Here is a 25479-nt window from a genome sequence, read left to right on the forward strand (position 1 = left end):
TCTGTCTCCTGTTCTTCTGTGACGCTGCTTATCAACTTCCGCGAAACACCGGCTTGCGCTTGCCATGGAACGCCTCGACGCCCTCGCGGAAATCGTCCGATGTGCGCAGCCGGCTATAGCAATGCCCTTCAAGTTCAATAGCAATGGAAAGCGGCGCATCTTCCGAATCGTTCAGCAGCTTCTTCGCGGTGCGCTGAGCGAGCGGTGAGAACGCGCGCAGTTCGTCGACGAGCGCATCGGTGGCGGTTTCCAGTTCCGTGTCGGCCACGCAGTCCACCGCAATGCCCCACTCGTAAGCCTGCTTCCCCGGAATGCGGCGCGAGCGCATCACGATGTCCTTCGTCCGGCCGATGCCGACCATCGCCTGAAGACGAGCCGAGCCGCCCGAGCCGGGAATCTGCCCGAGCTTTTGCTCCGGCAGCGCATAGAAGGTCGTTTCGGTGACGATGCGGAAATCGCAAGCCAGCGACAGCTCGAACCCCACGCCGAAGCAGAAGCCGCGATTGGCCGCGATCACCGGCTTCGAGCAACGGGCGGGCGCCGCGATATTCCACGCGAGCTTCGACACGTGCTCCGGCGACGCTTCCAGAAAGCCCTTGATGTCACCGCCGCTCGAAAAGTGCTCGCCCGTCGCGCGCACCACGATCACGCGCACGCGCTCGTCGTCGTCCAGCGCCTCGAAGACGAGGCGCAACTGGTCGCGCGCGCGCATCGAAATGACATTCAACGGCGGCCGATGCAGGATGATGTCGGCGCGCTCGCGTTCGGCGTCGATCTCGACCGAGAAGCCGTCGAGGTCTTGCAGCAGCGTCTGGCCGCGATGGTTCAAATCGCTCATATCGGATTACTCCTTTGTGGTCTGTGTAGGTTGAACGTTGCCGTCGGATGCGTATTCGCCCGCCGAGAGCTTGCGGCGCAGAATCTTGCCGACCGGCGACTTCGGAATATCGTCGACGAACACGTAGTCGCGCGGGCGCTTGAAGTTGACGAGGTCGGACTGGCGACACCAGGCGTCGAGCGCCTCGGCATCGACGTGTTCGCGGCGCTTGATGAACGCGACCACGCGCTGGCCCCAGCGCTCGTCCTTGACGCCCGCGACCGCGACTTCATCGACGGCCGGATGCAGCGAGAGCACCGATTCGATATCCACCGGCGAGATGTTTTCGCCGCCGCTGATGATCATGTCGTCGACGCGGCCGGTCACGTACAAATCGCCGTCGCGGTCGAAATAGCCGGTGTCGCCGGTGAAATACCAGCCCTCGCGCAGCGACTTCGCGTTCGCGTCCGGGCGGTTCCAGTAGCCTTCGAATGCTTCGTCGCCGAGCAGGTCCGCGATGATCTGGCCTTCCTCGCCGGCCTGTGCGATCTCATCGGGCGACACGGCGTCGAGCTTCACGACGCGCAGCCGCGTGTTCACGCCCGCGCGCCCGGCGCTGCCCGGCTTGCGCGTCGCGTCCTGATCGATGCTGACCGTGTAGACCTCGGACGAACCGTAGTGATTGACGAAGATCTCCGGCTCGAACGCAGCCGACAGGCGCTTGAGCAAACCATCGTTCATCGGCGCACCCGCGAAGCCTAGCTTTCTGACCGACGACGTATCGGTGCTGGCGAACGCGCTGTCCGCGAGCAGATCGTGATAAAGCGTCGGCACGAGATAGAGGCACGTGAGCGCGTACTTCGCGATGGATTCGAGCGCGAGCTTCGCGTTCCAGCGACGCAGGCAGACGAAGACGCCATCGACGAGCGCCATCGAAAGCAGCGAGCGCACGCCCATCGTGTGATAAAGCGGCATCACGCCGAGCGTGCGTTCGCCGCGCCGGTACAGGTTCTGCGCGACGTGCGCGAGCGCGCCCGCGCGTTCATGCCGATGACGGCGCGGGACACCCTTCGGCTTGCCGGTCGTGCCGGACGTGTAGAGGATCAGCGAGATATCGTCGGCGGTGGCGTGCGTCGTCTCGCCGGTGCGCGTGCGTTCCGCGAGCAGCGCGTCGAAGGCCATCGTGCGGCCGGGGGCGTCGTCCAGACCGATGCGCGGCACGTGCTGCGCGGCGGCGCTTTCCACGACGGCATCGGCGCAAACGGGTTCGTAGACGATCGCCTTCACGTCCGCATCCGTCACGCAGTACTCGACTTCCTCCGGCTTCGCGCGCCAGTTGAGCGGCACGATCACGATGCCCGAGAATTGCCCCGCCCAGTGCAGCGTCGCCATTTCCCAGCGGTTTTGCAGCACGACGAGCAACCGGTCGCCGCGTTGCAGCCCGAGTTCGCGCAGGGCATCGGCGACATTCAGAATTATGCGATGCCACTGCGCATAGGTCAGTTGCATGTCGCCATCGACGAGCGCGAGCGCGTTCGGGCTGCGCTCGACGCTTTGCAGAAACGTGCGGCCGAGATCAAGCATGTTCGGCCTCCTTCTCGCCGCGCGCCTCGACCTGACGACGCGCTGCCACATCGAGCACGGCCGCGACGATCGGCGTATAGCCGGTACAGCGGCAGATATGGCCCGAGAGCATGTCGCGCACCTGATCCTCGGTCGGATTCGGCACCCGCTGCAGATAGTCCGCACATGACATCAGAATGCCCGCCGTGCAGAAGCCACATTGCAGCGCGTGATGGCGCTGGAACGCCTGCTGCAAATCGCCGAGCGTCTGGTCGGGCGCAAGACCTTCGACTGTGTCGATGCGCCGCGCATCGGCCTGCACCGCGAGCATCAGGCACGAGCGCGCCGCGACGCCATCCACGTGCACCGTGCATGCGCCGCACACGCCATGCTCGCAGCCGACATGCGTGCCGGTCGCGCCCAGTTCGTGGCGGATGAAATCCGACAGCAGTTCGCGCGGCTCGCAATGGCCGCTGCGTTCGCGGCCATTGAGCGTCAGCGTGATGCGCCGCTGCTCCCCTTGCCGCATGATGTTGTCTGATGTGTTGCTGCTCACGTAGCCTCCTCGATCACGCGCCATCCCAGTTGCCGGACGAGATTGCGTCGATATTTCGCGCTGATGTGCGCGTCGTCCTGCGCGTTCAGTTTCCAGCTCAGGTCGTTCAATGCGCCGCGCAGGTCGTCGCCGGTCAGACGCGGCCAGCTTTCCGCCACCGGCCGGTCCGCGACGCCGCCGACCGCGATACGGATCGAATCGTCCGTCACCACCGCCGCGCACGCGACGATCGCGAAATCGCCGTGCCGCGCCGAGAACTCGGTGAACGCATAGCGTTCGCCGGGCTTCCTGAGCGGAAAGCGCACGGCTTCCACGAGTTCGTTTGGCTCGCGCGCGGTCATCAGCATTCCCTGAAAAAAGTCCTGCGCGGCGAGCGTGCGGCGCTTCTTTTTCGAGCGCAGCATCACGTCGCCGCCGAGCGCGGCCAGCACGAGCGGCAGTTCTGCGCTCGGGTCCGCATGCGCGACGGAGCCGCACACCGTCCCGCGATTGCGAATCTGAAAATGCGAGATATGCGGGAACGCCATCGCGAGCATCGGCACTTCGTCGCGCAGCGTGGGACGCCATTCGACGCTGCCTTGCGTCGCCGCCGCGCTCACGACGAGATGGCCTGCTTTGTCATCCACGCGCACGGCGTCGAGTTCGGCGGTGCGCGAGATATCGACCAGCACGCGCGGCTGCGCGAGCCGCATGTTGAGCACGGCCATCAGCGATTGACCGCCCGCCAGCACGCGCGCGTCGTCGCCGGTTTGCGCGAGGGCGTCGAGCGCGTCTTGCGTCGTCATGGCGCGCAGATAATCGAACGGCGCGGGCTTCATACGTGCCTCCTGAAGCGGGCCAAAATCCGCGCAATCCACGACTTGCGCTGCTCGACGGGCTGGCCCGCCGCCTGCCGTCCGAGCGATTCGAACAATTGCCTGAGCACGACCTTCGCCGCGCCTTCGAGCATGCGTGCGCCGACCGCCGCCACCTTGCCCGACACCTGCGCTTCATAGTCATAAGTGAGGCGCGTGCCGGTTCCCTGCGGCGTCAGTTCGACGAGACCGTTGCCGCGCGCGCTGCCGAGCGGCGAGATGCCCGCGCCCGCGAGCCGCAGCCGGTGCGGCGCGTCGATCTCCGACAAGCCGACGCGCGCCTCGAAGCGCGCCTTGATCATGCCGACGCCCACCGTCACGTCCGCGCGATACTGATTCGGCGCGGTCTCGTCGAGCGCATGGCAGCCGGGAATAACCTTCGCGAGCGCCTTCGGGTCGAGCAGCACGCCGAACACGGCTTCGGGCGTCGCGGGCAAATCGACCGTGCCGCGCGCCGTCAACGCCTTGCCGCCCGGCGTCGCGGGCTTCGCAGCCGGTGCTTCGCGCAGTTCGGGCCGCGACGGTTCGGGATCGTCGATGCCGATCAGCGCCATCACTTTGGGCGGCGTGAGCGGCAGGCGGATATCGTCGACGCCGAGGGCATCGGCCACCGCATTCGCGATGCACGGCGGCGTGCTCATGTTGTTGCCTTCGCCGAGCCCCTTCGCGCCGAGCGGCGTGAAGGGCGACGGCGTCTCCAGATGTACGATCAACGGGTCGGGCACTTCGCAGGTCGTCGGCATCAGATAGTCGGCGAGCGTGCCGGACTGGAAACTGCCGTCCGCGCCGTAGCGGAACTCTTCCATCAGCGCCGCGCCGACGCCTTGCGCGAACGCGCCGCGAATCTGGCCATCGGCGAGTGCGGGATTGAGTAGCGTGCCGGCGTCGTGCGTCGTCACATAACGGTCGATGCGCACGCGCCCCGTCACGCGGTCTACTTCCACGCCGCACATGTCGAACGCGAAGCCATACGCCGCCGACGTATTGATGCGATCCTGCTCGTCGGGCGCGTCCATGTGCGGCGGCGACCAGAAGACGCTCTCGCGCAGACCCGGCTCCTCACCTTCCGGTAACAGCGCGGGCGCCCAGTGCGGCGCATTGCTTGCGGCGCGCGCGAACGGCAACGCGCGCTCTTCGGCACCGTTCGGAAAGACGCGCGCGCCTTCGAAGCGCACGTCGCCGGGCGCGCAGCCGAACTGCTTCGCGAGAATGCGCGCGAGCTTTTCGCGCACGCGGGTCGCGGCCAGATGCACCGTGCCGGCCACCGCGCCCGCGAATCGGCTCGAATAATTGCCCGCCGCGACGGACCACGCGTCCTTGTGCGTATCGAATTCGACGTTCACGACGATGTCCTTCGGGTCGAGCCCGAGCACATCCGCGACGACTTGCGCGCACACCGTCATGTGGCCCTGGCCCGCTGGCGTCGACGCGATGGTGACGACCACGCCGCCGAGCAGATCGACGCTCACCGTCGCGCTGGCGATCGCGCCGTTCTTCGGCCCGGCTTTCTTGCGGGCGTCGGGCGGCATCACAGTCGTGATGTATCCCATGTTCGATACCGACGGCTCCACGATCGCCGCGAAGCCGATGCCATAAAGACGCCCAACTTTGCGCGCCGCGTCGCGTCGCGCGACGAGTTCGTCGTAGCCGCCTTCGGTCATCGAGCGGCGCAGCGCTTCCTGATAGTTGCCGGAGTCGAGCAGCGCGCCCGCCGTCGCGCGATACGGAAAGGCATCGGCGGGAACGAAGTTGCGGCGGTACACATCGAGCACATCGAGCCTCAGTTCGACGGCGATACGCTGAATGAGCCGCTCCAGCGCGAAGTAGACCTGCGGTCCGCCGAAGCCGCGCACGAGGCCGGTCGGCGTCTTGTTCGTGAGCACGACGCGGTTGCGCACGACGAGATTCGGAATGGCATATGCGCCCGTCAGGCAGCCGTGCATCCGGTAGAAGGTCGCGGGTTCGGGCGCGCGCACGTAGCCGCCGATATCTTCCAGTTGATCGTAGGAAAGCGCGACGATGCGGCCATCGCTTTGAACGGCCGCTTCGATGGTCGAAAGGCGCGCGGTCGCGGAAGTCGCCGCGCTCAGGTGTTCGAGCCGGTCCTCGACCCATTTCACCGGCGCGCCGGCCCGGCGCGAGGCGAGGCACATCAGCACGACATACGGAAACACCGCCTGCTTGACGCCGAAGCTGCCGCCGGAATCGCGCGGGGCCTTATGACGCAGACGGTTCGCGGGAACGTTGAGCGCCATCGCCATGACGGCGTGCAGCGAAAACGGTCCCATGAAATTGGATGTGACGTCATAGCCTTCGCCGCCCGACAGATACTCGGCGATGACCACGCCGCATTCGATCGGCGCGCACGTGTTGCGCGGATAGTGCGCGACGAGCTTCACGCGATGCGGCGCGTTTTCGAACGCGGCTTCCGGTTCGCCATAGCGGAAACGCCGGTCGCTGATCACGTTGCTGCCGACGCGCTCGTGCAGCACCGGCGCATCGCCCCGCACCGATTGTTCGATGGACGTGACCGGATCGAGCATCGCGTAGTCGACCTTGATGAGGTCGAGCGCGTCTTCCGCTAGCGCGCGGGATTCCGCCATCACCACCGCCACCGGCTCGCCGACGTAGCGCACGCGGTCCATCGCGAGCGCCCACTGCTCCATCGGCGACTTCACGCCGACGACGAAGGGTCGCGACCACGGACGCAGATCGTCGCGCGTGAGCACGGCGTGCACGCCGTGCAGCTTCGATGCGGCTTCGGTATCGATGGAAACGAGTTCCGCATGCGCGTGCGGCGAGCGCAGAATCGCTGCGTGCAGCGTGCCGGGCTTCACGGCGATATCGTCGCCGTAGCGGCCGCGTCCCGTGAGAATCGCGGGGTCTTCGAAGCGCTGCAGCGGCTGGCCGACGTGGCGCTGCGGCTTCGCGGCGTCGCTGTCGGCCACGCGCGCGTTGATATCGGCAAATCCGGTTTCGCGCTGATTCATGGCGTCACTCCGTCATCTTCGCCGCGGCTGCCGAATTCATCGGCGAGACCGCTCCAGCGGCGCGCAATCTCGCCGTGCTCGATGCCGAGCAGATCCAGAATGCGCCCGACCGTGTGATCGACGACATCGTCGATGGTCTTCGGATGCGCATAGAACGCCGGCACCGGCGGCATTACGATGGCGCCCATTTCGGTCGCGAGCGTCATGTTGCGCAGATGCGCGAGATTGAGCGGCGTCTCGCGCGCGACCAGCACGAGGCGGCGGCGCTCCTTGAGCATCACGTCGGCGGCGCGGGTCAGCAGATTGTCCGCGAAGCCGTTCGCGACACCCGCGAGCGTTTTCATCGAACACGGTGCAATCACCATGCCTTCGCTGAGGAACGAACCGCTCGCCACGGCCGCACCGATATCGCGCACGTTATGCACGACGTCCGCGAGTTGGTCGACGTCGCCGCGCGTGAGGCCGAGCTCCTGCGCCGCCGTCACTGCACCCGACGCCGACACGATCAGATGCGTCTCGTGCGTGCCGAGGCGCCGCAGCGCAGCGAGCAGCCGCACGCCGATGACCGCGCCGCTCGCGCCCGATATGCCCACGACGATGCGCTTTTTCCGCTCAGCCATGATCGCGCGCGAGGTAGGCGTCGAGCGCGCTGTTGTCGGCGGCGACGAGCGCGGTCAGATCCGCGGTGTCCTGACCCGGGATGCGCACGCGTGTGAAGACATGCGCCGGATAGACGACCGGGCGCGTCGCGTCGAGTCCCATCTTCGCGCTGATGCCTTGCAGATGCGCGGGGGCGTCGTCGGGCTGGCCGACCGTCGTCGAGGGATCGAGCGGCGAGCCTTGCGCGCCCGCGACGACGACGAGATCGCGGTCGGCCTGAAAGCGCGTCGCAATCGCCCATTCGATTTCTGCGGGATCGTGCACGTTCACGTCCGTATCCACGACGACGACCAGCTTGATGTCGTAATGCGCGCCGAACGCGCAGAGAATCACGTTCTTCGCTTCGCCTTCGCGTTTCTTGTCGAACTGCACCCACAGGTGATAGCGGCACACACCGCCTACCGACAGATGCACGTCCTTCACCGCCGGATGGCTGCGCTGAAGGTGCGCGAGGAGCGTCGCTTCGCGCGGAATCGCGCCGAGCAGCAGATGCTCCATTTCGGCCGGCACGATCGTATGAAAAATCGGGTCGCGCCGATGCGTCACCGCCGTCACTTCAATGACTTCGCGCGCTTCCTTCGCGCTGTAGTACTTTGGGAACTCGCCGAATGGGCCTTCCGGCTCGCGCACGTTCGGCAGAATGCGTCCTTCTATGACGATCTCCGCGAACGCGGGCACATGCACACCGCTCGTCACGCATTGCGCGACCGGCAGCGGCGCGCCGTGGAGCGCGCCAGCGATTTCGAGTTCGTCGTTATCGATGGGCGTGATCGCTTGCGAAGCGAGCATCGTCAGCGGATCGACGCCAATGGCGACGGCCACGTCGAGCGCATCGCCCGCTTCCTCGGCGGCGCGCTGGAACGCGTAGAGATGGCGCGGCAGCAGCAGTATCGCCATGCGATCGCGGCCATGCACCTGAATGCGGTTGATCGACACGTTCTGCACGCCGGTGCGCGGATTGCGCGCAATCACGAGACCCGCGGTGATGTACGGGCCGTTGTCATGCTCGCTATGCGTGGGAATAGGCAGAAGCGCGTGCAGATCGATTCCGCTCGTATGCACCACTTGCTGGCACGGCGCGTCCTCACGCGCAATGACTTTCGACACGAGCGGCTCGGCGGCAGCGGCGGAAAAACGTGCGAGCAAAGCGGCTTCGTCGACGCCCATTGCTTCGGCAATCCACGCCCGCTTCGACATGAATCCGCTCACGACCGGAACCGCATTGCCGCCGGGGCGCGTGAAAAACGCCGCTTGCGTGCCGTCGAGGCGTTTGGCGATAGCGGCGAGTTCGTGTTCGAGCGCAACCGGCTTGTCGATGGTCGCGAGGCGTCCCGTCTTCGCGAGATGCGCGAGCCAGTCGCGCAGCGAGAGCGAGCCCGCCTCCGAGCCTTCCGGGGCCCACGAGAATGAGGAAATGCCGTTCTTTGCGGCATCGCGTATGTTCATCAGCGTCTCCATCTGTGCTGTGCCCGGCAAAGTGAGGCCGCAGCGAGCGATGGGGTCAAGCGTAGCGATATCGCGCCATAACTTCTAATAGTGTTTTCTGATGCGCTGGATCATTCACTCTTATATCAGTGTTAGCCCCGATGACAGCGTTCTTACGGTTACGTATCAATAGATCCGTCCCGCAACCCGTACTGGCGGGCGCGGGCGGCAACGGCGCGCGGCAGGCACGCACCGTTTGACGTGATAATGCAGGTGGTGGCTATTAGCATCGCTGATGCACGAGGGGTGAGATGGACCTCAAGCAAATTCAGTACTTCATCGCGCTGTTCGAGGACGGCTCGGTTACGCGGGCGGCCAAGCGCCTGAATATCGTGCAGCCCGCGCTCAGCATGCAGATCGCGAAGCTCGAGGACGAACTGCATCAGCAACTCTTCGAGCGCGGCGCGCACGGCATGGCGCCGACCGCGGCGGGGCGGCTGATGTATCGCCTGTTTCTGCCGATCATGCGCGACCTCGCACACGCGCGGCAGCAGATCGTTCAGCGCGATGAAGTCGTGACGGGACACGTCGGCATCGGGCTGATTGCGTCCGTCACGGAGAGCGTGCTCGCGGATTCGCTCTCGCGCTTTCATGCGCTATATCCGGATGTCGAAGTCACGGTCGCCGACGGCTACAGCGCGACTTTCATCGACTGGGTGGCGGGCGGTCAGCTGGATGCCGCGATCATCAACAAGCCGCGCGCGCGTCTGTCGCTCGACTCCCGCGCGCTGCTCGACGAAGAGATGGTGCTCGCAACCAGCGCCGCGCACGGCCCCGATCTGCCGCACGCCATTGAACTCGCGCAACTGCCCGAACTGGAACTCGTGCTGCCGACCAAGCGCCACGGCCTGCGCGGCGTGCTCGACAGCGCCGCGCAGCATGAAGACGTGCTGCTCGCGCCGCGCTTCGAAATCGACGTGCTCTCGACCATCCTCAAGCTCGTCGAAAACACGCGCTTTGCGACGATCCTGCCGCGCATCGTGGTCGAGCGCGCGGCGCGGCATGGCACCTTGCGCGCGTGCCCGATTCTCGCGCCGCGCATCGTGCGGCATGTCGTCTGCGTGAGCCATCCGCGAAGGCCGTTGAGCGCGGCGGCCGAAGCGCTGATCGCGATCATCGGCGACGAGCTGCATCAAGCCTCGAATATTTCGTGTAACGAACCATCGCGTTCTTTGAAGGAACGCTCCGCATGAACGCATCACGCTGGATTGCCGGCGAATGGACCGGCACGCCTACGCTCGACAGCATCGATCCCGCCACGGGCGAGGCCATCGGCCAGTTCGCCGACGGCGGCGCGGATGAAGCCGATGCCGCCATCGCCGCCGCGCGCCATGGGTTCGATCGCACGACGTGGGCGCAGGATGCACGTCTGCGCCAGGACGTGCTGCTCGGCGCGGGCTCCGGCCATGCGTTTCTGTCGCCGACGCTCGTCGAGCATGGCGATCCGAAGGCGTTCTTCTGTCAGGACGAGATTTTCGGGCTGTTCGTCACGCTCGAAGTTTTTGAAAGCGAGCAGGAAGCACTTGAGAAGGCCAACGATACGGTCTTCGGCCTGTCGGCCAGCGTGTGGACGCACGACGGCGCGCGCGCGTTGCGCACCGCGCGGGCGCTGCGCAACGGGACAGTGTGGATCAACGATCACAACTAGCTGTTCGCGCAAGCGGAAACGGGCGGCTACCGGCAAAGCGGGCTCGGGCGTCTGCACGGTTACGACGCGCTCGCCGACTTCACCGAGATCAAGCACATCTGCATGCCGGCGGGCATCGTGGAAGGCGTGGCTCCGCTTCGTTGATGCGCCAAAGGCGCGTGCTAGCGTCCGCCGCTATGCGGCATCAACGCGGCAAGCCGGATCGCGACCGCCACCGCGCCGCCATCGGGCCAACCCACCGCACGCTCGCCGAGATAGCTCGCGCGTCCGGCGCGTGGCGCCATGCTCGCGGTTTCGTCCGCGCCCTTAGCCGTCGAGGCCGCATTCCAGCCCAGAGTAAAAAACCCCGCGATAAGCCGAAAGCAGAGTTGTCGGTCCTTCTGGCGCAGAGATGGGTCATCGCCCGCCTACGCAATCAGCGCTTCTTCAGCCTGGACGACGCGCTCGGTGACTATCTGCTCGATCTCCGGCGACCCGTGCCTCCGCTCGATCCGGCGATCGATTTCGCATTCAAATCAGTGGCTTAGGTCGAGATGGGAGATGCGGGATACGGCGGATTTTTTGCGAATCCCGGCCGACCCTCCGTCTCGCTCAAAATACCGGAAGCCGAATCAGCGCGCTGAAAACCTGGCGCTCTCGTTACAACGTAATGGCGGGAATGTTCTATGACGCCGACTTTTGGTCCCTTCTACTCTCTACCGATCCTTACTTTTTGAAGCGCGATCGATTACGCATGTGGGTGATGCTTTCACGGCACGCTCACAGCAACTACGGGAGTATCGAATGTCTAAGGCACCGTCCCCTGAAGTCGATATTAGAACACTGCGCAAAGTCATCATGGCTGCCTCGATTGGTAACTTTGTTGAATGGTTCGATTTCGCAGCGTATGGTTTCCTCGCAACTATCCTCACTAGCGAGTTTTTTCCGAGCAGCGATCCATCCGCGGGCCTCCTGAAGACTTTCGCGGTGTTTGCAGTGGCTTTCGCATTTCGTCCGGTCGGTGGCATAGTGTTTGGCGTAATTGGAGATAGGATTGGGCGCAAACGCACGCTGGCGCTGACCATCTTGATGATGGCCGGGGCGACCACACTGATCGGCCTGCTGCCGAACTACGCCGCCATCGGTGCTCTCGCGCCGTTGTTGCTAACCGTGATTCGCTGCGTGCAGGGCTTTTCGGCCGGTGGTGAGTATGCTGGCGCCTGTGCCTACGTAATGGAGCACGCGCCGCAAAACAAACGCGGCTGGTACGGCAGCTTTATTCCCGTGTCGACTTTTTCTTCATTTGCGATCGCGGCCGTCGTCGCTTATGCGCTTGATGCAACGCTTTCGGCTGATGCAATGAGCGCGTGGGGATGGCGCGTGCCGTTCCTCGCGTCCGCACCCATCGGGCTCATCGGGCTGTACCTGCGCATCAGTCTCAATGAAACACCCGCCTTCCGCGCTCTTGAAGGCGAGCACCAGGTGGCGCATGCGCCGTTGCGCGAAACGTTCCGTACGCAGGCGGGCGGCATTCTGAAGCTCGGTGCATTTATTTCAGTGACAGCATTGTCCTTCTATACCTTTACTACCTATTTCGCGACATATCTGCAGGTCGTAGGACACATGAGTCGCGCAACTTCGCTGCTGATCACCGTTGTAGCACTTTTGTTTGCTGCGGCCATTTGTCCGCTTGCCGGCCTGTATTCTGACTTCGCCGGACGCCGCATGACATTATTCACCACGTGCGCGCTGTTAATCGTAATCGTCTATCCCTCGTTCTCGCTCGCCGGCTCGGGACAATTTCTGTCAGCACTGATCGGCGTGGCAATGCTCGCGACAGGCGCGGTGTTGTCGGGCGTGGTTACGGCTGCGTTGTTGTCGGAAGTGTTCCCAACGAGGATGCGCTATACCGGGTCGGCCATTACCTATAACCTCGCCTACACGATCTTCGGGGGCACCGCGCCGTTGGTCGCTACCTGGTTGATCGGCACGACCGGAAACAATCTGTCGCCCGCTTTGTATCTGATCGCCGTATCTTTCATGGGCCTGATCGGCGGGATGATGCTTCCAGAAACTTCACGAATGTCCTTGCAAGATGTGGGCACTGACAACAACCCAGCTATAGGCGAGATGCTCGGAGCGCAGCGACCGCTCAGGTAGCCCGGATCGTTCGAAGCTTTCCCGAGACTGCCGGCCGGCACGACGCGCGGCTTTGGCGTCGGCGAATTCCGCGAGGTTGGCTGCCTGATCCTCGAAGTGTTCGACGCGCTGGGCCACCATCCGGATGGGGATGCGGCCACTGAACAGCGCGTACGCCGTGAGATTTTCGCGCTGTGCGAACGCTTTCCGATTTACTGATTCGCCGAATCGCCAAGCTTGCGCACAGCCATAGCGACCCCACACGCCAGAAGCCTATACGGAGCATCGAATGAGCAATCTGCATGAGAACAGCATCATCATCGACGGCCTGAACATTTCGAAATTCGACCGCTCGGTGTTCGAGGACATGAGGAAGGGCGGCATCACCGCGGCCAACTGTACGGTGTCGGTGTGGGAGAGCTTTACGAAGACCGTCGACAACATCTCGTTGATGAAGCAGCAGATCCGCGCAAACAGTGAGTTGCTGACGCTCGTGCGCACCACCGAAGACATCGCGCGTGCGAAGAAGGAAAACCGCACTGGGGTGATCCTGGGCTTCCAGAACGCGCATGCGTTCGAGGACAACCTCGGCTATATCGAAGCCTTCGCCGACATGGGCGTGCGCGTCGTGCAGCTTTGCTACAACACGCAGAACCTGGTCGGCACCGGTTGCTATGAGCGCGACGGTGGGCTGTCCGATTTCGGCCGCGAAGTGATTACCGAAATGAACCGCGTCGGGATCATGGTCGATCTGTCGCACGTTGGTGGCAATACGTCGTCGGAGGCCATTGCGTTCTCGAAGAAGCCGGTCTGCTATTCACATTGCCTGCCGTCGGGTCTCAAGGAGCACCCGCGCAACAAGTCCGATGAACAGCTGAAGGAAATCGCCGAGGCCGGCGGCTTCATCGGCGTGACGATGTTCGCGCCGTTCCTCAAGCGCGGAATCGATGCGACGGTCGAGGACTACATCGAAGCCATCGACTATGTCGTCAACCTGGCCGGCGAAGATACGGTGGGCATCGGCACCGATTTCACGCAGGGCTACAGCGTCGACTTCTTCGACTGGCTCACGCACGACAAGGGCCGCTATCGCCGTCTGACGAACTTCGGCAAGGTCGTGAACCCGGAAGGCATCCGCACGATCGGCGAGTTCCCGAACCTCACCGCGGCCATGCAGCGCGCAGGCTGGAGCGAGACGCGCATCCGCAAGATCATGGGCGAAAACTGGGTGCGCGTGTTCCGCGATGTCTGGGGCGCATAAGCACCGAAGCCCGATCCTCATTCATCGAAACGCGACGGGCGCCGTGACGAGCGCCTGCGCGAACCGAAACTCACCCCTCGGAGCACCCTCGCGATGCAACCGCAACTGCCGATCGACGTCGATCCGAACACTGGCGTCTGGACCTCTGACGCACTGCCGATGCTGTACGTCCCGCGCCATTTCTTCACGAACAATCACCAGGCTGTCGAAGAGGCGCTCGGGCGTGATGCCTACGCGGAGATCCTCTACAAGGCGGGTTACAAGTCGGCCTATCACTGGTGCGACAAGGAAGCAAAGCAGCACGGCATCAGTGGCATAGCCGTATTCGAGCATTACGCGAAGCGTCTTTCGCAACGAGGATGGGGCATTTTCACGATCGTCGAAGTCGATCCGGTGAGCGCGCGTGCGCGCGTCGAACTCCGTCACTCATCCTTCGTGCTGGCGCAACCGGGCAAGCACGGCAAGCTTTGCTACATGTTCGCGGGCTGGTTCGCCGGCGCTATGGACTGGGTGAACGACACTACTGAAGCCGGCGAGGGCGCTCCGCGCTCGCAGTCGAAGGAAGTGCAATGCGCAGCGGAAGGCCACGACCACTGCGTGTTCGAAGTGTCGCCAGTCGCGCAATAAACCGTTTTCTCGCAATAAGCTGACCTGAGACGCCGAGAGACGGCGCCAGAGCGTAGGCCATTGCAGTACGCGAGAACGGACATCGTGTCCCTGACGCGACGTACAAGTGCGTATTCGACGGCAAGTCGAGCGCAGATTCCACGCTTGCCCGAGCGCGGATTCCACGACTGCCCGGGCATGAATTTCACGTGAAGTCGAGCGCTGGAATGTGAGGTAACCACGCGGGTAACCCATGGCACCCTCGACGTTTTTGCGTCGGGAGTGCGAATGCCGAACAACAGGTTATCCATGCGTCAGATCAAGGAAGTCTTACGGCTCTATTAGGTCTATTAGGGGGGCCCCGGTAGGCGCGATTTCCTATCATAAGCGCCGGGGTTATGTACCATTAGCGACTCCCCCGCAAAATTGTCATAGCGTGACATATAAAATCCGCTGTGCAAGTAGGGCCGACAGGGTCACGGAACGAAATCCGGCCCCCGCAATTCGCCCCCCCTACGGAGCGGTCCGAATTCAAAGCAGATATCCGCGAACCCAAGCGAGACTTGGTGGGCCATGTCGGATTCGAACCGAGGTTGTCCATTCGGAGGCGGATTATGATCCGGATACTGCGAAAGCGGACGCTCAGGTCGTCGCTACTGAGCACGTCGCTACTGAGCACCCTGGAGACTGACCGCTTAGGCCGACAACGTGCTGGCCAATCTGACCGAGCGAATGGCCGTTGCATCTCGTTTCGGCCGTTGGTGCCGCCCTTCGATACCTCGGAATTCAAGCAGTTGATATCAACGGCGACGGCAGGCGGTGCCACCGCCTGCTCTCTGGCTGAGCCGCGCAGACGGCTCAGTGGATCGCCGTTATGCATTGGGCCATCCTAGCCGCTGCGCTCGATGAAGCGAGGCTCGTACGACAACCCGATGAAAAGGTGCGATGAGCGTAATATAGGCTCGCCCCAGCGGACGATTGTAGAAGACGAGCGTCGTCACTATGAGGCGGGATCGCCCGTGAGATGACGGCTGCACGAGGACCGACACGCGGAAATCCAGATGCGTGTCATCCTCGCCGAGAACGATCTCGTCGTCATATCGTTCGAATACGTGAAATAGGCTTATCCTGTCGCCTCCTTTCTCCTTGAGGTCAACTGCTGTCTTCAAGCCGAACGGCCGCACGAGAATGTCCCGGAATCTCAGCAGCATGCCAATCCATGCCGGCTGCCTGGCAAAGACGTGTCGTGCGAGAGCCTCTGCGTCGTGGCAGGCTCTTTCTGGCAGGTCCACCGAGAACGCGTCCGCGAAATCAGCCAGGCCGTACGACCGTCTCAGCTGCGAGGTCGGCGGCAAATCGGACTGTTCGATCTTCGGATAGCAATACATGTGCGATCACCAATGCGAGGGTCTTGGGCCGAGATATTAGAGCAACGAGATGCCGCCGTCGACCACCGACTCCGCGCCCAACATGTACCGCGAAACGTCAGTCGCCAGAAATAGCGCCGCTGTGGCGATATCGCTCGCTTCGCCCATCCGGCACACCGGCACCTGCACCTCGAAGGCCAGGAGGCGTCGTACCGACTTTTTTTCTACTGCTATGCCGGCAAAAGACCAGCAATACGATAGCTTTCAATTAACCCATCATAGACAGAGATATCCGCGCGACTTCTGGCAATGAGTTGAGCGCCAGCGACGGCTGCGAAGATGGCGCGAGCACGCCCCTCGCGCTCCTCGGCGCGGGCAATGGCCGCGGCGGATAGCACCTTGCTCAGCCATGCAACATTCACATCAGCAAAGGCTTGGACCTCTTTCGTCACCGCCTCCGACAAGTCATCAGATTCGGCGGCCATGAAGCTGCAGAGGCATATGCGATTACCACGCTCCAGTGCCTTGCGAAATGTATCCGGATAGCGGCGCAGACAGTCGATCGGATTCGCGGATTCGGCCCAAAGTGCATCCAGCGTGGCTGCCGAGTCCTCCCAATAACGCCTCGCCACCGCTGCTCCGAGATCGGACTTGCTTGCGAAGTGATGGTAGATGCTCGCGGCCTTGATGCCGACAGCCTCAGCGAGATCACCCTCAGGGGCATGCAGTACTTCAATGACGTCCTGAAAAAGCAGCCTTTTGTCGCCGGGGATGCGTTCTCGATGGCCGACATCACCGTCATTGGCGGCCTGGTCTTTGCGTCGATCGTGAAGCTGCCGGTGCCCGCAGAGTACGAAGCCCTTCTCGCCTGGTACGCGAGAGTGCGCGAACGCCCGAGCGTCAAGAGCCAGCCGGCATTTGCCTGAAATCGCAGCTGTCGTCGGCCTTCATTGATGAGCGACCAATCTTTGGTTGCAAAACTGGGGCGACCGGTACGCATGAGTTGGACGACTGGTGAACTCAGTCGCGACCGGATGGCTACGACGCCAAGGTCGCGCGGCGGATCAGTCAGCCGCTGCGGCATCACGTAATGCGTTGCCGTGCCAGCCCTTTTGGATTGGGCGGGTCTGTGGCACGATCCGATGCAGAGATCCGCCTGTTCCATTTCGTGCGAGACTATTTTTAGTGCATGACGAAGCTAAGCGTCGTCGTGAGGATAAATTAAAGCGTTTGCTGAAACAATAAAGCATTTCGTGAAAAAATTTGCATTAAAGTGGAAGCTGGATTTTGTCTTCATCTTCTGCTTAATTCCTCAACCCCTGGCGATTAAAGCAAAACACGAATCCGGGGAAAGCAGAAGATGAACGACAAAGCTCCGATCTAGTGGAGGCTGCCGTGGTCCTGCTAAACGAGAAGCTGGCTGTTATTTGCAAAGTTAAAGTTGAAGATGGTTTTTCTTTCAAGTAATGGATAACGGATTGATTCTAAAGTAGCCTTTAGCGATGACAGTTTTGTCCGATCGGCGTTTTTCCGCGCCAATGAACCGGCCCCTTGAAGAATTGGAAGAAACTTGCTCGGATTCAACAAAAAGGTGATCAGGGCGGGGCGAGGGTTACGTTGAAGTCTCCGTGTGAGGCATCTTAGCCAACAGGCTTCTGTTCGCTGCAAGAGGGCCAACGCGTACTTCAGCCCGGCCAGGGCCTCTGCGTTTCGTCAGGGCCCAAGGTCGACTTGGGCTGGCGTTCGGCGGCCCGGAACACCATTCAATGATTTAGAACGGGCGTTCGCCCGGCGATTTAGTCAGTTGCTGCCGGGCGCCAACCTAACGTTATGCGTGGCGTCTCAGAACAAAGTGACCTCTGGCCGCGTGAAATCGCTGACGAGTTTTCGGCCATTATAGGTAGTCTGTCTCGTGGAGGCTCTACGGCAGATATCCAAGGGACAACTGACGGTGAGCAGAGCACACACGTGCCGACAAGGGGCGCAAAACGCGTAGATTTAGGCGCATCCCGACAACGTCTCCCGCTATTCTTCATACACGGGTCGCGCAGTTCGCGCCCTTTCCTCGCGCGTGCCGACCATCTTGCGCTTACACGGGGGACGTATGAGCCCTGCTGCTAGATTGTCGCGTCTACGGCGCGCACCTGGAAGCTGTCGGTGGTCGCGAAACATCTCGCTGGTCATCGCGCTTGCACTGACTGAACTGTTCTCTGGGCAACAGGCCTTCGCGGCAGGACCGCTGCCGCAAGGCGGCCGCTTCATAGGCGGCTCAGGAAGCATTGCTCAGAACGGCACGAACCTGAACATCACGCAAACGGGCTCGCGGGGGATCATCGAATGGGACAGTTTCTCGATCGGACCGCACGGCACGGTTTCGATCAACAACGGCACGGGCGCGACACTCAATCGCGTGACGGGTAACGACTTCTCCGCGATCCTCGGCACGCTGAGCGGCACCGGCAGTATTTACCTTGTCAACCCGCATGGGGTTCTAATCGGGCGAAACGGCGTGGTCTCGACGGGCGGGCGCTTCGTCGCTTCGACGCTCGACATCCCCAACGACACATTTTTGAATCCGCCCGCGATCGGTGGGTCGGTCTACACGGGCAGTTCCACGGCGAACGTGATCAATCTCGGCAGACTCATCTCGTCGGGCGGGGACGTGTTCCTCATATCGGCTAACAAGGTCACGAACGCAGGGACAATCGATGCGCCAAACGGTAATGCCGAACTTGCCGTGGGGCGTCAGGTCCGTCTGCTTGACGGCACGGATCAGCAAGTTTTCGTGGACGTCGGAAGCGGCGGCACGGTGACGAACACGGGCTCGGTGCAGGCGGCTATCATCAATTTGCAGGCGGCCGACGGCAACATTTTCGCGCTCGCGGGTCATTCGGGAGCGCTGCGCGCCACCGGCACTGCGTCACGCGCCGGCCACGTGTGGCTCGTCGCGAACACCGATACCGCCACTTCAGTTATCAACACCGGTAGCGTCGACGCGCACGGGGCGCAGATCAGCGCACGCAATGCGGACGGCAGCGGCGGCGCGGTCGATATGTCCGGCAAGGAGGTCGAGGTCGGCGGCGCGGACGTTCAGGCGAAAACCTGGAACATCACAACGGGGGACTTCATCACGGACGCCTCCACCGCTCGCACGCTGAGTGCAAGCCTGAGCCACGGTGCCTCGATCAACGTGGACGCGAACGGCGGCGACGGCCTGCTAGGGGCGACCGGCGAGGGAGACATCGCTATCGACGCGAGCATTCGCTGGCACGGCGCCGCGTCGCTGACACTCGACGCGGCGCACTCGCTGACCATTGCGCCGAACGCGACCATCGCCAATCGCGGCACAGGCTCGCTGATTCTCAATGCCGACTGGCATGGATTCGACAACGGCGGCAGCGTGACCAACCTGGGCACCATCGACTGGTCGCGAAGCACGGGCATCGTCACGGCGCTCTACGACATGAACGGCAGATACACGCCCGGTACGTTGCGCAGCAATCCTTCCTGGAGTGCCGCGCCGTTTAGTGGCCTGGTGACGCAGATCACCGCCTATCAGCTAATTAACTACCTGGCAGACCTTAGTGCGGTGAACAACAACCTCGCTGGCAACTATGCGTTGGGCAACCGGGCAATCGATTTCCTGGATCCGGTGAATTTCAACGGCATCGGCACCGCCGCCACACCGTTCACCGGCCAGTTCGACGGAATGGGCCATGGCGGCGTCACGGGACTCAATATCCCCGGCGACGCCGATACCGGGCTTTTCGGCGTGATCGGCAAAACCGGCGTCGTGCGCAATTTTGATCTCACACAAAGCTCAGCGACCTCCTCCGCAGGACCGGTCGGCTTGCTCGCCGGCACCAACTATGGGCTCATTGTGCAGGTCGGCGTCTTCGGTAGCGTCCAATCCACGGGCGACACAAGCAGCGTGGCCGGAGGGATCGTCGGCGAAAATCGGGGCCGCGTTGAACAGTCATTCGCCGGGGTGAGCGTAAGCGGGGCGGGCACGGTCGGTGGTCTTGCCGGTACGAACGACGGTTGTATCGACCAGTCTGTCACGTTGGGCGCGGTGACGGGCGGTGCGCAAGCCACGATCGGCGGACTCGTCGGCGTGAACAATGGCGGGATCAACCAATCTTATGCAGAGGAAATCGTGGCGGGTGGCGTGACGGGTGGCGCAGTAGTTGGCGGCCTCGTTGGCCGCAATGCGGGCGTCATCCGCGAGTCCTATTCGGTGTCGACGCTCGCGCCTGATCCGGGTGCAACGACAGGCGGTATCGCGGGCACGAATAGCGGCCGGATCGCCGCGGACGTGTTCTGGAACAGCGAGTCGTCCGGGGCGACGGCAGGCGTCGGCTCGGGCACACCGGTGGCGAGCTCAAGCGGACTCACGGACGAACAACTGACCGAGCCGGCGAGCTTCGGCCCGACGTGGGACTTCAGCGCGAACGGTGTTTGGGTCGTCGGATTTCCCTACCCGACGCTCCGCTGGTTGAGCGGATCCTGATATCCGGGCACTTGACTACAGTTCTGTGTAAGGCTTAGTGCCAGTTTCGAGCGACTCCGCTTCGTGGACTGGTGACCATATCTCGACTGGGCGTCACCAGCAAAGCGCGCAGCCGGCGCGGTTGGCGCAAGTCGACCCGATACGGCCCTTCAAGCTGCCTGGCAGCGGTCGTTCAATCGCAGGGAAAGCGGACGTCATATATTGGCCGCAGGAGAAGCCGATGAAACGCACATGGACAATCATTGGTGTTGCTGATGTGGCCCGCAGCTTCAAGTGGTATCAGTCGCTGTTCGGACAACCGGAAACGCTGCCAGCGCATGACTACTTCGGGCAAATCGTCGACACGGATGGAACGGTCTTGCTATGCCTTCACCGGTGGGGCGCGCACGAGCATCCTCCGCTGGCTAGTCGCGACCGTGCGGAACCTGGCAACGGACTGCTTTTGTTCTTTCGTATCGATGATTTCGACGATGCGCTGCTGAGAGCCCGCGCGCTTGTCGCCGGACTCGAAGAGGAGCCCAACGTGAACCCCAACACCGGAACCAAAGAGTTTGCGCTCCGCGATCCTGACGGGTACTACGTCATGGTGAGTGCGCTCGACCCGCCCTAACACTTCCATCAGGCGGTCGCGCGGCCAATGGCTACTATCGAGCATTTGCGCCTTCGCTGCACAGGTCCGCAACTGGCCGTTCAGTGCCTCATGCAAGCGGCATATGCACGCCAAGGCAGCGCGATGCAGCGATCGACAGCAGCCGGACCCGCTCCGGCCAGTCAATCCCCTCCGAAGCAGCCGTTCAACGTTTCACGTGAGTCGCGTGCGCGGCTTGTCCGCGACTCGCCGCTCGATGAAGCGATGAAGAAGAAATCGGATTGCCATACGTGGAACCGGCGAGCGGCGTGGTGCCGCTTGTTCCTGGAGAGCGCTGCCTCACGTCTTCACGATCGAAAACGGAAGAATCACGAAATTCAAGGAATACCATGACACGGCGGCTGAAGCGGCGGCCCATCGGCGATAGAAACATTGGTCTACCTTGATTAAAGCCGAGGCAACGTTCAGCGACCGCGAGTTTGGCCATCATGTCGATTTTCTTCGGTAATTTTCTTCGGTACCACCAGCGGCGGCGTGCATCGATCCGCAACATCGTCCCCTCCCGCACGCGCCTGGATGCCTCGTGTGGGTCACCGCAACGCTTCGCTTGACGAATAACGCGCTCGGGGCATTCTCTTTCGTCAAAGGCCCGCCCCGTTGCGCCACTAGCCCGCTTTTCGCGTGGGACGGATCTGGGCGCCGGATTCGGGGCCCTGTCCCGGCGTTTCAGCGCACCGGAGAAGGCTATCCGCCTGCGCCTCCTGCATCGCACGACAGGCCTTGTAAGCATGTCTTTATGCTGAAGTCCAGTTATCGAATATCGCCAAGAGAGCTGGCAAGATCCCTCTTGGGCTCGCATCACGAATGACAGCCTGAGTTTGTCGTCAAGCCGTCACTAGGCCATCCTCGAACGATTCGACAAGATCGGCGGGGACGACACGATAGACCGCAGCTCAGGGACCGGCTCGGACAGTGCTTTAAGATCCGGCGCAGGTCGCCGCAGCGCGTCGTCCGTAGCAAATGCCGCTTCGAGCGCCTCCGAAATGTCCAGCAACCGCCCATCTCCACGCGCTGGGCCAACCAACTGCACACCAAACGGCATGCCGGCATGATCGACCCCGCACGGCAGCGACAACGCCGGATTGGTCATCAGGGAAACGAGGTAAGTCAGTCCCAGCCAGCGATAGTACGTATCGAGCGGCTTGCCATTGATCGCTTCGAGCTGCCATTGGGACCACGGAAATGGCGTGACGGACACCGTCGGCGAAACGATCACGTCATAGTGCTGCACGAGCGACTGGAAGCGTCGATACAGCGTCGTTTGCATCTTGTGCGCCCAAACGGCGTCGCCGAGCGTCATCGATGCGCCCAGCTCGAAGTTCGCGCGCGTATTGGGTCCAAGCTGCGACGGATCGCGCTCATAGATTTCCGCGAACTGCGCAACGAAGTTCTGCGCGCGCACTACGTCGAAGCATCGGTCGATGCCTCTCATGTCGATGCATACCGGTTCGCACACCGCCACGTGCCGTGCGATCTTGTCGACCTTCGCGCGGAATGTCGCGCGGGATGCGTCGTCGAGCGCGCATACCCCGAAGTCATCGGTAAAGCCGATGCGCAGCCCCGACGCATCGATCGGACGGCGCTGTGCAAGCGCGGCCGAATCGACGTCGTGAGCTAGCGGATCGCGCGCGTCGAAGCCAGCCTGCGCGGCAAGCAGCAACCGCACATCGGCGACGGTACGTGCCATCGGGCCGCTCACGGTAATCGGTGCCCACCCGAGTTCGCGCCGGTCGCCCGGCACGAGTCCCGGCGATGGCCGCAGTCCCACAATCCCGCAGACCGCGGCTGGAATGCGCAGCGATCCGCCCGTGTCCGAGCCGGTGCAGAGCGGGAGCATGCCGGTTGCGAGCGCTGCGGCCGATCCGCCCGACGACCCCCCCGCGTTCAGCAGCGGCGCAAAGGGGTTGCCCGTCGCGCCCCAGACGTCGTTGCGGGTGTTCGCACCCGCGCCCATTTCGGGCGTGTTGGTCTTGGTTGTCACGATGGCGCCCGCCGCCCGAATGCGTGCGACCATCCCGTTGTCCTCGTCCGGAACGTTTGCGCGGAAGAGCTTCGAGCCATACGTCGTGAGTACGCCGGCGGTCTCTTCCAGATCTTTCACGCCGATGGGCACGCCATGCAGCAAGCCGAGCGGCTCGCCACGCATCACCGCCGCTTCCGCGCGACGCGCTTCGTCGCGCGCGCGTTCGAAACACGTCGCCGCCATCGCGTTGACGGCAGGGTTAATCGCTTCGATGCGCGCGATGCACGCGTCAAGCAGTTCGACTGGCGAGACACTGCGATCGCCGATCAGTCGGCGCGCATCGACGGCGGAGAGAGAGACGAGAGAGTCGTGCGTCATGGGCATCAATGAGGAATCGGATAAGAGCTCAAGCCGCCGCTGGCGAAGGCAAGGCCTGCCCGACGCAGGCGATGATCGCATCGCGCGTGTTCTCGAGATGCGCGTACGTCTGCTCATGCACGGCGCGCATATCGCGGGCGCGGTAGGCGTCGAGGAGATCGGCATGCTCGCGGTTGTTGCTGTCGAGGATATCGCTTTTGACGTGCATCGAGAGGGACACGTAAGGCCGCGCGACCAGCGACAACCCTTCGACCAGTTCAGAGAGACGCGTGCCGGCGGCGCTCGCCATCAGATGCTTGTGGAACTCCTCATTGAGGATGGCCCACCTCTCGGACGACAATGTCGCGCACATTTCATCATGCACCTTTTCGGCGGAGGCGAGGTCGCCATCGGTGGCATGCGTGCAGGCGCGTTGGGACAGCATCGGCTCGAGCACCATGCGCAGTTCGTAGATTTCGCTGACGTCCGCGGCCGTGAGCGCGCGTGTGACGACGCCCTTGTTGGGGTCGATCGAGACCAGCCCTTCCGCGCGCAGGTCGCGGAACGCTTCGCGCACCGGCGTCGTACTGACGCTGAGGCGTTTGGCGATCTCTTCCTGCCGCAGCCGCGTGTTCGGTGGATACACGCCGTTGAGAATCTCGGCGCGCAACGTGCCGAGCACGTATTGCTGAATCGTACGAAAGGGCTGGCTCATGCTCGTCTCCGTGAGCGGTCGTTATCGTATGTTGCGCATTTCGTCGATCAAATGGTGACGGCGCGTCTTTCGAACTTCAGCATGCTTTCGATGCGCGCGGCAACGCGCAGCAGCTTCGCATCATCGCCGAAAGCGCCGACGATCTGGAAGCCGAGCGGCAGATTTGCATCGCTCCAGCCGGAAGGCACATTGACGGCGGGCGCCCCCATCAGGCTCCAGGGTGCGCAGAAACGGGCGTCGCCCGTATCGGCGTGTCCGTGGGGCGCTTCACCGCTGGCGGGCAAGGTCACGAGCGCGTCGCAGCCTTGCAGCAGCGCGGCAGACTGCGAGCGCACCTGCGCCTGCAACAGCAAGGCTTGCTGATAGCGCTCGAGCGGCATCGCCTGGCCTTCGGACAACAGCACGCGCATGTGTTCGCTCATCAGCGCGGGCGCGCGTGCGGCTACATCGCCGACGGCGCGATACGCCTCGACCGCGAGAATCGTCAGTGTCGCTTCGCGCATTTGCGGCAGGTCCGCGCCGTAGTCCAACTCGACGATGCGCGCGCCGCCTTCGCTCAGCGTCCGCAGCGATGCATCGAAGTTGGCGTGTTGATGCGGCGCGATGAGTTCGTCCCAGAACGGCGTGCGAACGACGCCGAGCGTGAGCGCGGAGGTGCCGCGCGGAAAGTGATCGCGCCACGCCGCTTCGCTTTCGACCGCCTGAGGAGCGCCTTCGACGAACAACGCATGCGCGACGGCGACATCGTCGACGGATCGCCCGAAGAATCCGACGTGATCGAGCGACGCAGCCAGCGGATGCACGCCTTCGCCCGGCACCGCGCGATACGACGGCTTGTAGCCGACGATGCCGCAATACGCGGCCGGGCGAATGATCGATCCGACCGTCTGCGTGCCGATGGCGAGCGGCACGATGCCCGCTGCGACGGCCGCCGCCGATCCGCTCGACGAGCCGCCCGGCGTGTGCGCACGGTTCCACGGGTTGACGGTCGCAGCCGGTCCGCGCCAGGCGAATTCGGTCGTCGCGGTCTTGCCGAAGACCGTCCCGCCGAGCGCGCGGATCATCGACACGATGCGCGCGTCGCGCTCGGGCCGATGCCCGTCGTAAGCCGGCGAGCCGTAGCCCGTGGGCATGTCGGCGGTATCGGCGAGATCCTTGACTCCGATGGGCACGCCCACGAGCGCACGCGCCACGGCGCCGCGCACGGCGTACGTATCCGGCCGATGCACGAAGGCCCGAAGCCACGGCTCCAGCGCATCGGCGCGGGCCTGCGCGTCCAGCAGCGTCGCGCGCGCGGCGGCTTCGTCGTGACGATTAGCGAGCAGTGTCGTGAGCAATGATTGATCTGATCGATTCATCG

20 protein-coding genes and 4 pseudogenes are annotated in these 25479 nt (G+C 63.2%); 10 read left to right on the forward strand and 14 right to left on the reverse strand.

The genetic code is table 11. From position 1 onward, the window contains the following. Positions 1-31: 31 nt before the first annotated feature. From HWY30_RS27885 to HWY30_RS27915, 7 genes are read right to left on the reverse strand one after another with little or no spacing between them, the layout of a single operon-like run. Positions 32-838, reverse strand: coding sequence for an enoyl-CoA hydratase/isomerase family protein (locus tag HWY30_RS27885; RefSeq protein ID WP_090807408.1), 807 nt, complete (start codon positions 836-838; stop codon positions 32-34). A gap of 6 nt (positions 839-844) precedes the next feature. After that, on the reverse strand, positions 845-2401 hold the full coding sequence (locus HWY30_RS27890) for an AMP-binding protein (RefSeq protein WP_090807406.1): 1557 nt from the start codon (positions 2399-2401) through the stop codon (positions 845-847). Next, complete coding sequence (locus HWY30_RS27895; protein ID WP_244145040.1) at positions 2394-2909, reverse strand: (2Fe-2S)-binding protein; 516 nt, start codon at positions 2907-2909, stop codon at positions 2394-2396. Before HWY30_RS27895 ends, HWY30_RS27890 begins: the two co-directional genes overlap by 8 nt. Positions 2910-2932: 23 nt before the next feature. Continuing rightward, complete coding sequence (locus HWY30_RS27900; protein ID WP_090807402.1) at positions 2933-3754, reverse strand: FAD binding domain-containing protein; 822 nt, start codon at positions 3752-3754, stop codon at positions 2933-2935. After that, positions 3751-6780, reverse strand: a complete 3030-nt coding sequence (locus tag HWY30_RS27905) for a xanthine dehydrogenase family protein molybdopterin-binding subunit (protein ID WP_090807400.1) — start codon at positions 6778-6780, stop codon at positions 3751-3753. The genes HWY30_RS27900 and HWY30_RS27905 overlap by 4 nt, the downstream gene beginning before the upstream one ends. Then, positions 6777-7400 (reverse strand): UbiX family flavin prenyltransferase, encoded by a 624-nt coding sequence (locus HWY30_RS27910; protein ID WP_090807398.1) that lies wholly within the window; start codon positions 7398-7400, stop codon positions 6777-6779. Before HWY30_RS27910 ends, HWY30_RS27905 begins: the two co-directional genes overlap by 4 nt. Further along, complete coding sequence (locus HWY30_RS27915) at positions 7393-8886, reverse strand: UbiD family decarboxylase (RefSeq protein WP_090810236.1); 1494 nt, start codon at positions 8884-8886, stop codon at positions 7393-7395. Before HWY30_RS27915 ends, HWY30_RS27910 begins: the two co-directional genes overlap by 8 nt. A gap of 290 nt (positions 8887-9176) precedes the next feature. Between HWY30_RS27915 and HWY30_RS27920 the strand changes: the two genes are divergently transcribed. Both HWY30_RS27920 and HWY30_RS27925 read left to right on the forward strand, forming a co-directional pair. Next, on the forward strand, positions 9177-10118 hold the full coding sequence (locus HWY30_RS27920) for a LysR family transcriptional regulator (RefSeq protein ID WP_090807396.1): 942 nt from the start codon (positions 9177-9179) through the stop codon (positions 10116-10118). Then, positions 10115-10573 carry an aldehyde dehydrogenase family protein gene (locus tag HWY30_RS27925; protein ID WP_244145038.1) on the forward strand — a complete coding sequence of 153 codons (459 nt, stop codon included), beginning with the start codon at positions 10115-10117 and terminating at the stop codon, positions 10571-10573. The genes HWY30_RS27920 and HWY30_RS27925 overlap by 4 nt, the downstream gene beginning before the upstream one ends. Before the next feature lie 161 nt (positions 10574-10734). Here the strand turns inward: HWY30_RS27925 and HWY30_RS27930 are convergent. Continuing rightward, positions 10735-10902: pseudogene (locus HWY30_RS27930) on the reverse strand (DAK2 domain-containing protein); the annotation flags it as partial. Between the two features lie 454 nt (positions 10903-11356). Here HWY30_RS27930 and HWY30_RS27935 point away from each other — a divergent pair. The 4 genes and pseudogenes from HWY30_RS27935 (at position 11357) to HWY30_RS27950 (ending at position 14579) form a co-directional block, all read left to right on the forward strand. Continuing rightward, positions 11357-12712, forward strand: coding sequence for an MFS transporter (locus HWY30_RS27935; RefSeq protein ID WP_090807392.1), 1356 nt, complete (start codon positions 11357-11359; stop codon positions 12710-12712). Between the two features lie 30 nt (positions 12713-12742). Beyond that, positions 12743-12910, forward strand: a pseudogene (gene glyA / locus HWY30_RS27940) (serine hydroxymethyltransferase); the annotation flags it as partial. A 70-nt stretch (positions 12911-12980) separates the two neighbouring features. Further along, positions 12981-13952 (forward strand): dipeptidase, encoded by a 972-nt coding sequence (locus HWY30_RS27945; protein ID WP_090807390.1) that lies wholly within the window; start codon positions 12981-12983, stop codon positions 13950-13952. Between the two features lie 93 nt (positions 13953-14045). Continuing rightward, positions 14046-14579 carry a DUF5943 domain-containing protein gene (locus tag HWY30_RS27950; RefSeq protein ID WP_090807388.1) on the forward strand — a complete coding sequence of 178 codons (534 nt, stop codon included), beginning with the start codon at positions 14046-14048 and terminating at the stop codon, positions 14577-14579. Between the two features lie 851 nt (positions 14580-15430). On the opposite strand, the gene HWY30_RS27955 is transcribed toward HWY30_RS27950, so the two are convergent. The 3 genes from HWY30_RS27955 to HWY30_RS27965 are packed head-to-tail and all read right to left on the reverse strand — an operon-like array spanning position 15431 to position 16680. Further along, positions 15431-15946 (reverse strand): DUF2867 domain-containing protein, encoded by a 516-nt coding sequence (locus HWY30_RS27955; RefSeq protein WP_090807386.1) that lies wholly within the window; start codon positions 15944-15946, stop codon positions 15431-15433. Positions 15947-15982: 36 nt separating this feature from the next. Next, complete coding sequence (locus tag HWY30_RS41105) at positions 15983-16114, reverse strand: SDR family oxidoreductase (RefSeq protein ID WP_090807384.1); 132 nt, start codon at positions 16112-16114, stop codon at positions 15983-15985. Between the two features lie 41 nt (positions 16115-16155). After that, positions 16156-16680, reverse strand: a complete 525-nt coding sequence (locus HWY30_RS27965) for a TetR/AcrR family transcriptional regulator (RefSeq protein WP_244145041.1) — start codon at positions 16678-16680, stop codon at positions 16156-16158. Between HWY30_RS27965 and HWY30_RS27970 the strand changes: the two are divergent. The 4 genes and pseudogenes from HWY30_RS27970 to HWY30_RS42745 form a co-directional block, all read left to right on the forward strand. Beyond that, positions 16639-16851: pseudogene (locus HWY30_RS27970) on the forward strand (glutathione binding-like protein); the annotation flags it as partial. The gene HWY30_RS27965 and the pseudogene HWY30_RS27970 overlap by 42 nt on opposite strands. Before the next feature lie 1178 nt (positions 16852-18029). Beyond that, a complete protein-coding gene (locus tag HWY30_RS27975) occupies positions 18030-20435 on the forward strand; it encodes a beta strand repeat-containing protein (protein WP_090807380.1) in 2406 nt (801 codons plus the stop codon). 220 nt (positions 20436-20655) lie between these two features. Then, positions 20656-21045: a VOC family protein gene (locus HWY30_RS27980; RefSeq protein ID WP_090810234.1), complete on the forward strand. Its 390-nt coding sequence runs from the start codon at positions 20656-20658 to the stop codon at positions 21043-21045. A gap of 319 nt (positions 21046-21364) precedes the next feature. Next, positions 21365-21451: pseudogene (locus tag HWY30_RS42745) on the forward strand (nuclear transport factor 2 family protein); the annotation flags it as partial. A 468-nt stretch (positions 21452-21919) separates the two neighbouring features. Here HWY30_RS42745 and HWY30_RS27990 read toward each other — a convergent pair. The 3 genes from HWY30_RS27990 to HWY30_RS28000 are packed head-to-tail and all read right to left on the reverse strand — an operon-like array spanning position 21920 to position 25477. Beyond that, positions 21920-23425 carry an amidase gene (locus HWY30_RS27990; protein WP_090807378.1) on the reverse strand — a complete coding sequence of 502 codons (1506 nt, stop codon included), beginning with the start codon at positions 23423-23425 and terminating at the stop codon, positions 21920-21922. 28 nt (positions 23426-23453) lie between these two features. Further along, positions 23454-24119: a GntR family transcriptional regulator gene (locus HWY30_RS27995; protein ID WP_090807376.1), complete on the reverse strand. Its 666-nt coding sequence runs from the start codon at positions 24117-24119 to the stop codon at positions 23454-23456. A gap of 47 nt (positions 24120-24166) precedes the next feature. Further along, positions 24167-25477 (reverse strand): amidase, encoded by a 1311-nt coding sequence (locus HWY30_RS28000; RefSeq protein ID WP_090807374.1) that lies wholly within the window; start codon positions 25475-25477, stop codon positions 24167-24169. Positions 25478-25479 lie beyond the last annotated feature (2 nt).

Source organism: Paraburkholderia tuberum STM678 (assembly GCF_902833905.1).
Taxonomy (GTDB): domain Bacteria; phylum Pseudomonadota; class Gammaproteobacteria; order Burkholderiales; family Burkholderiaceae; genus Paraburkholderia; species Paraburkholderia tuberum.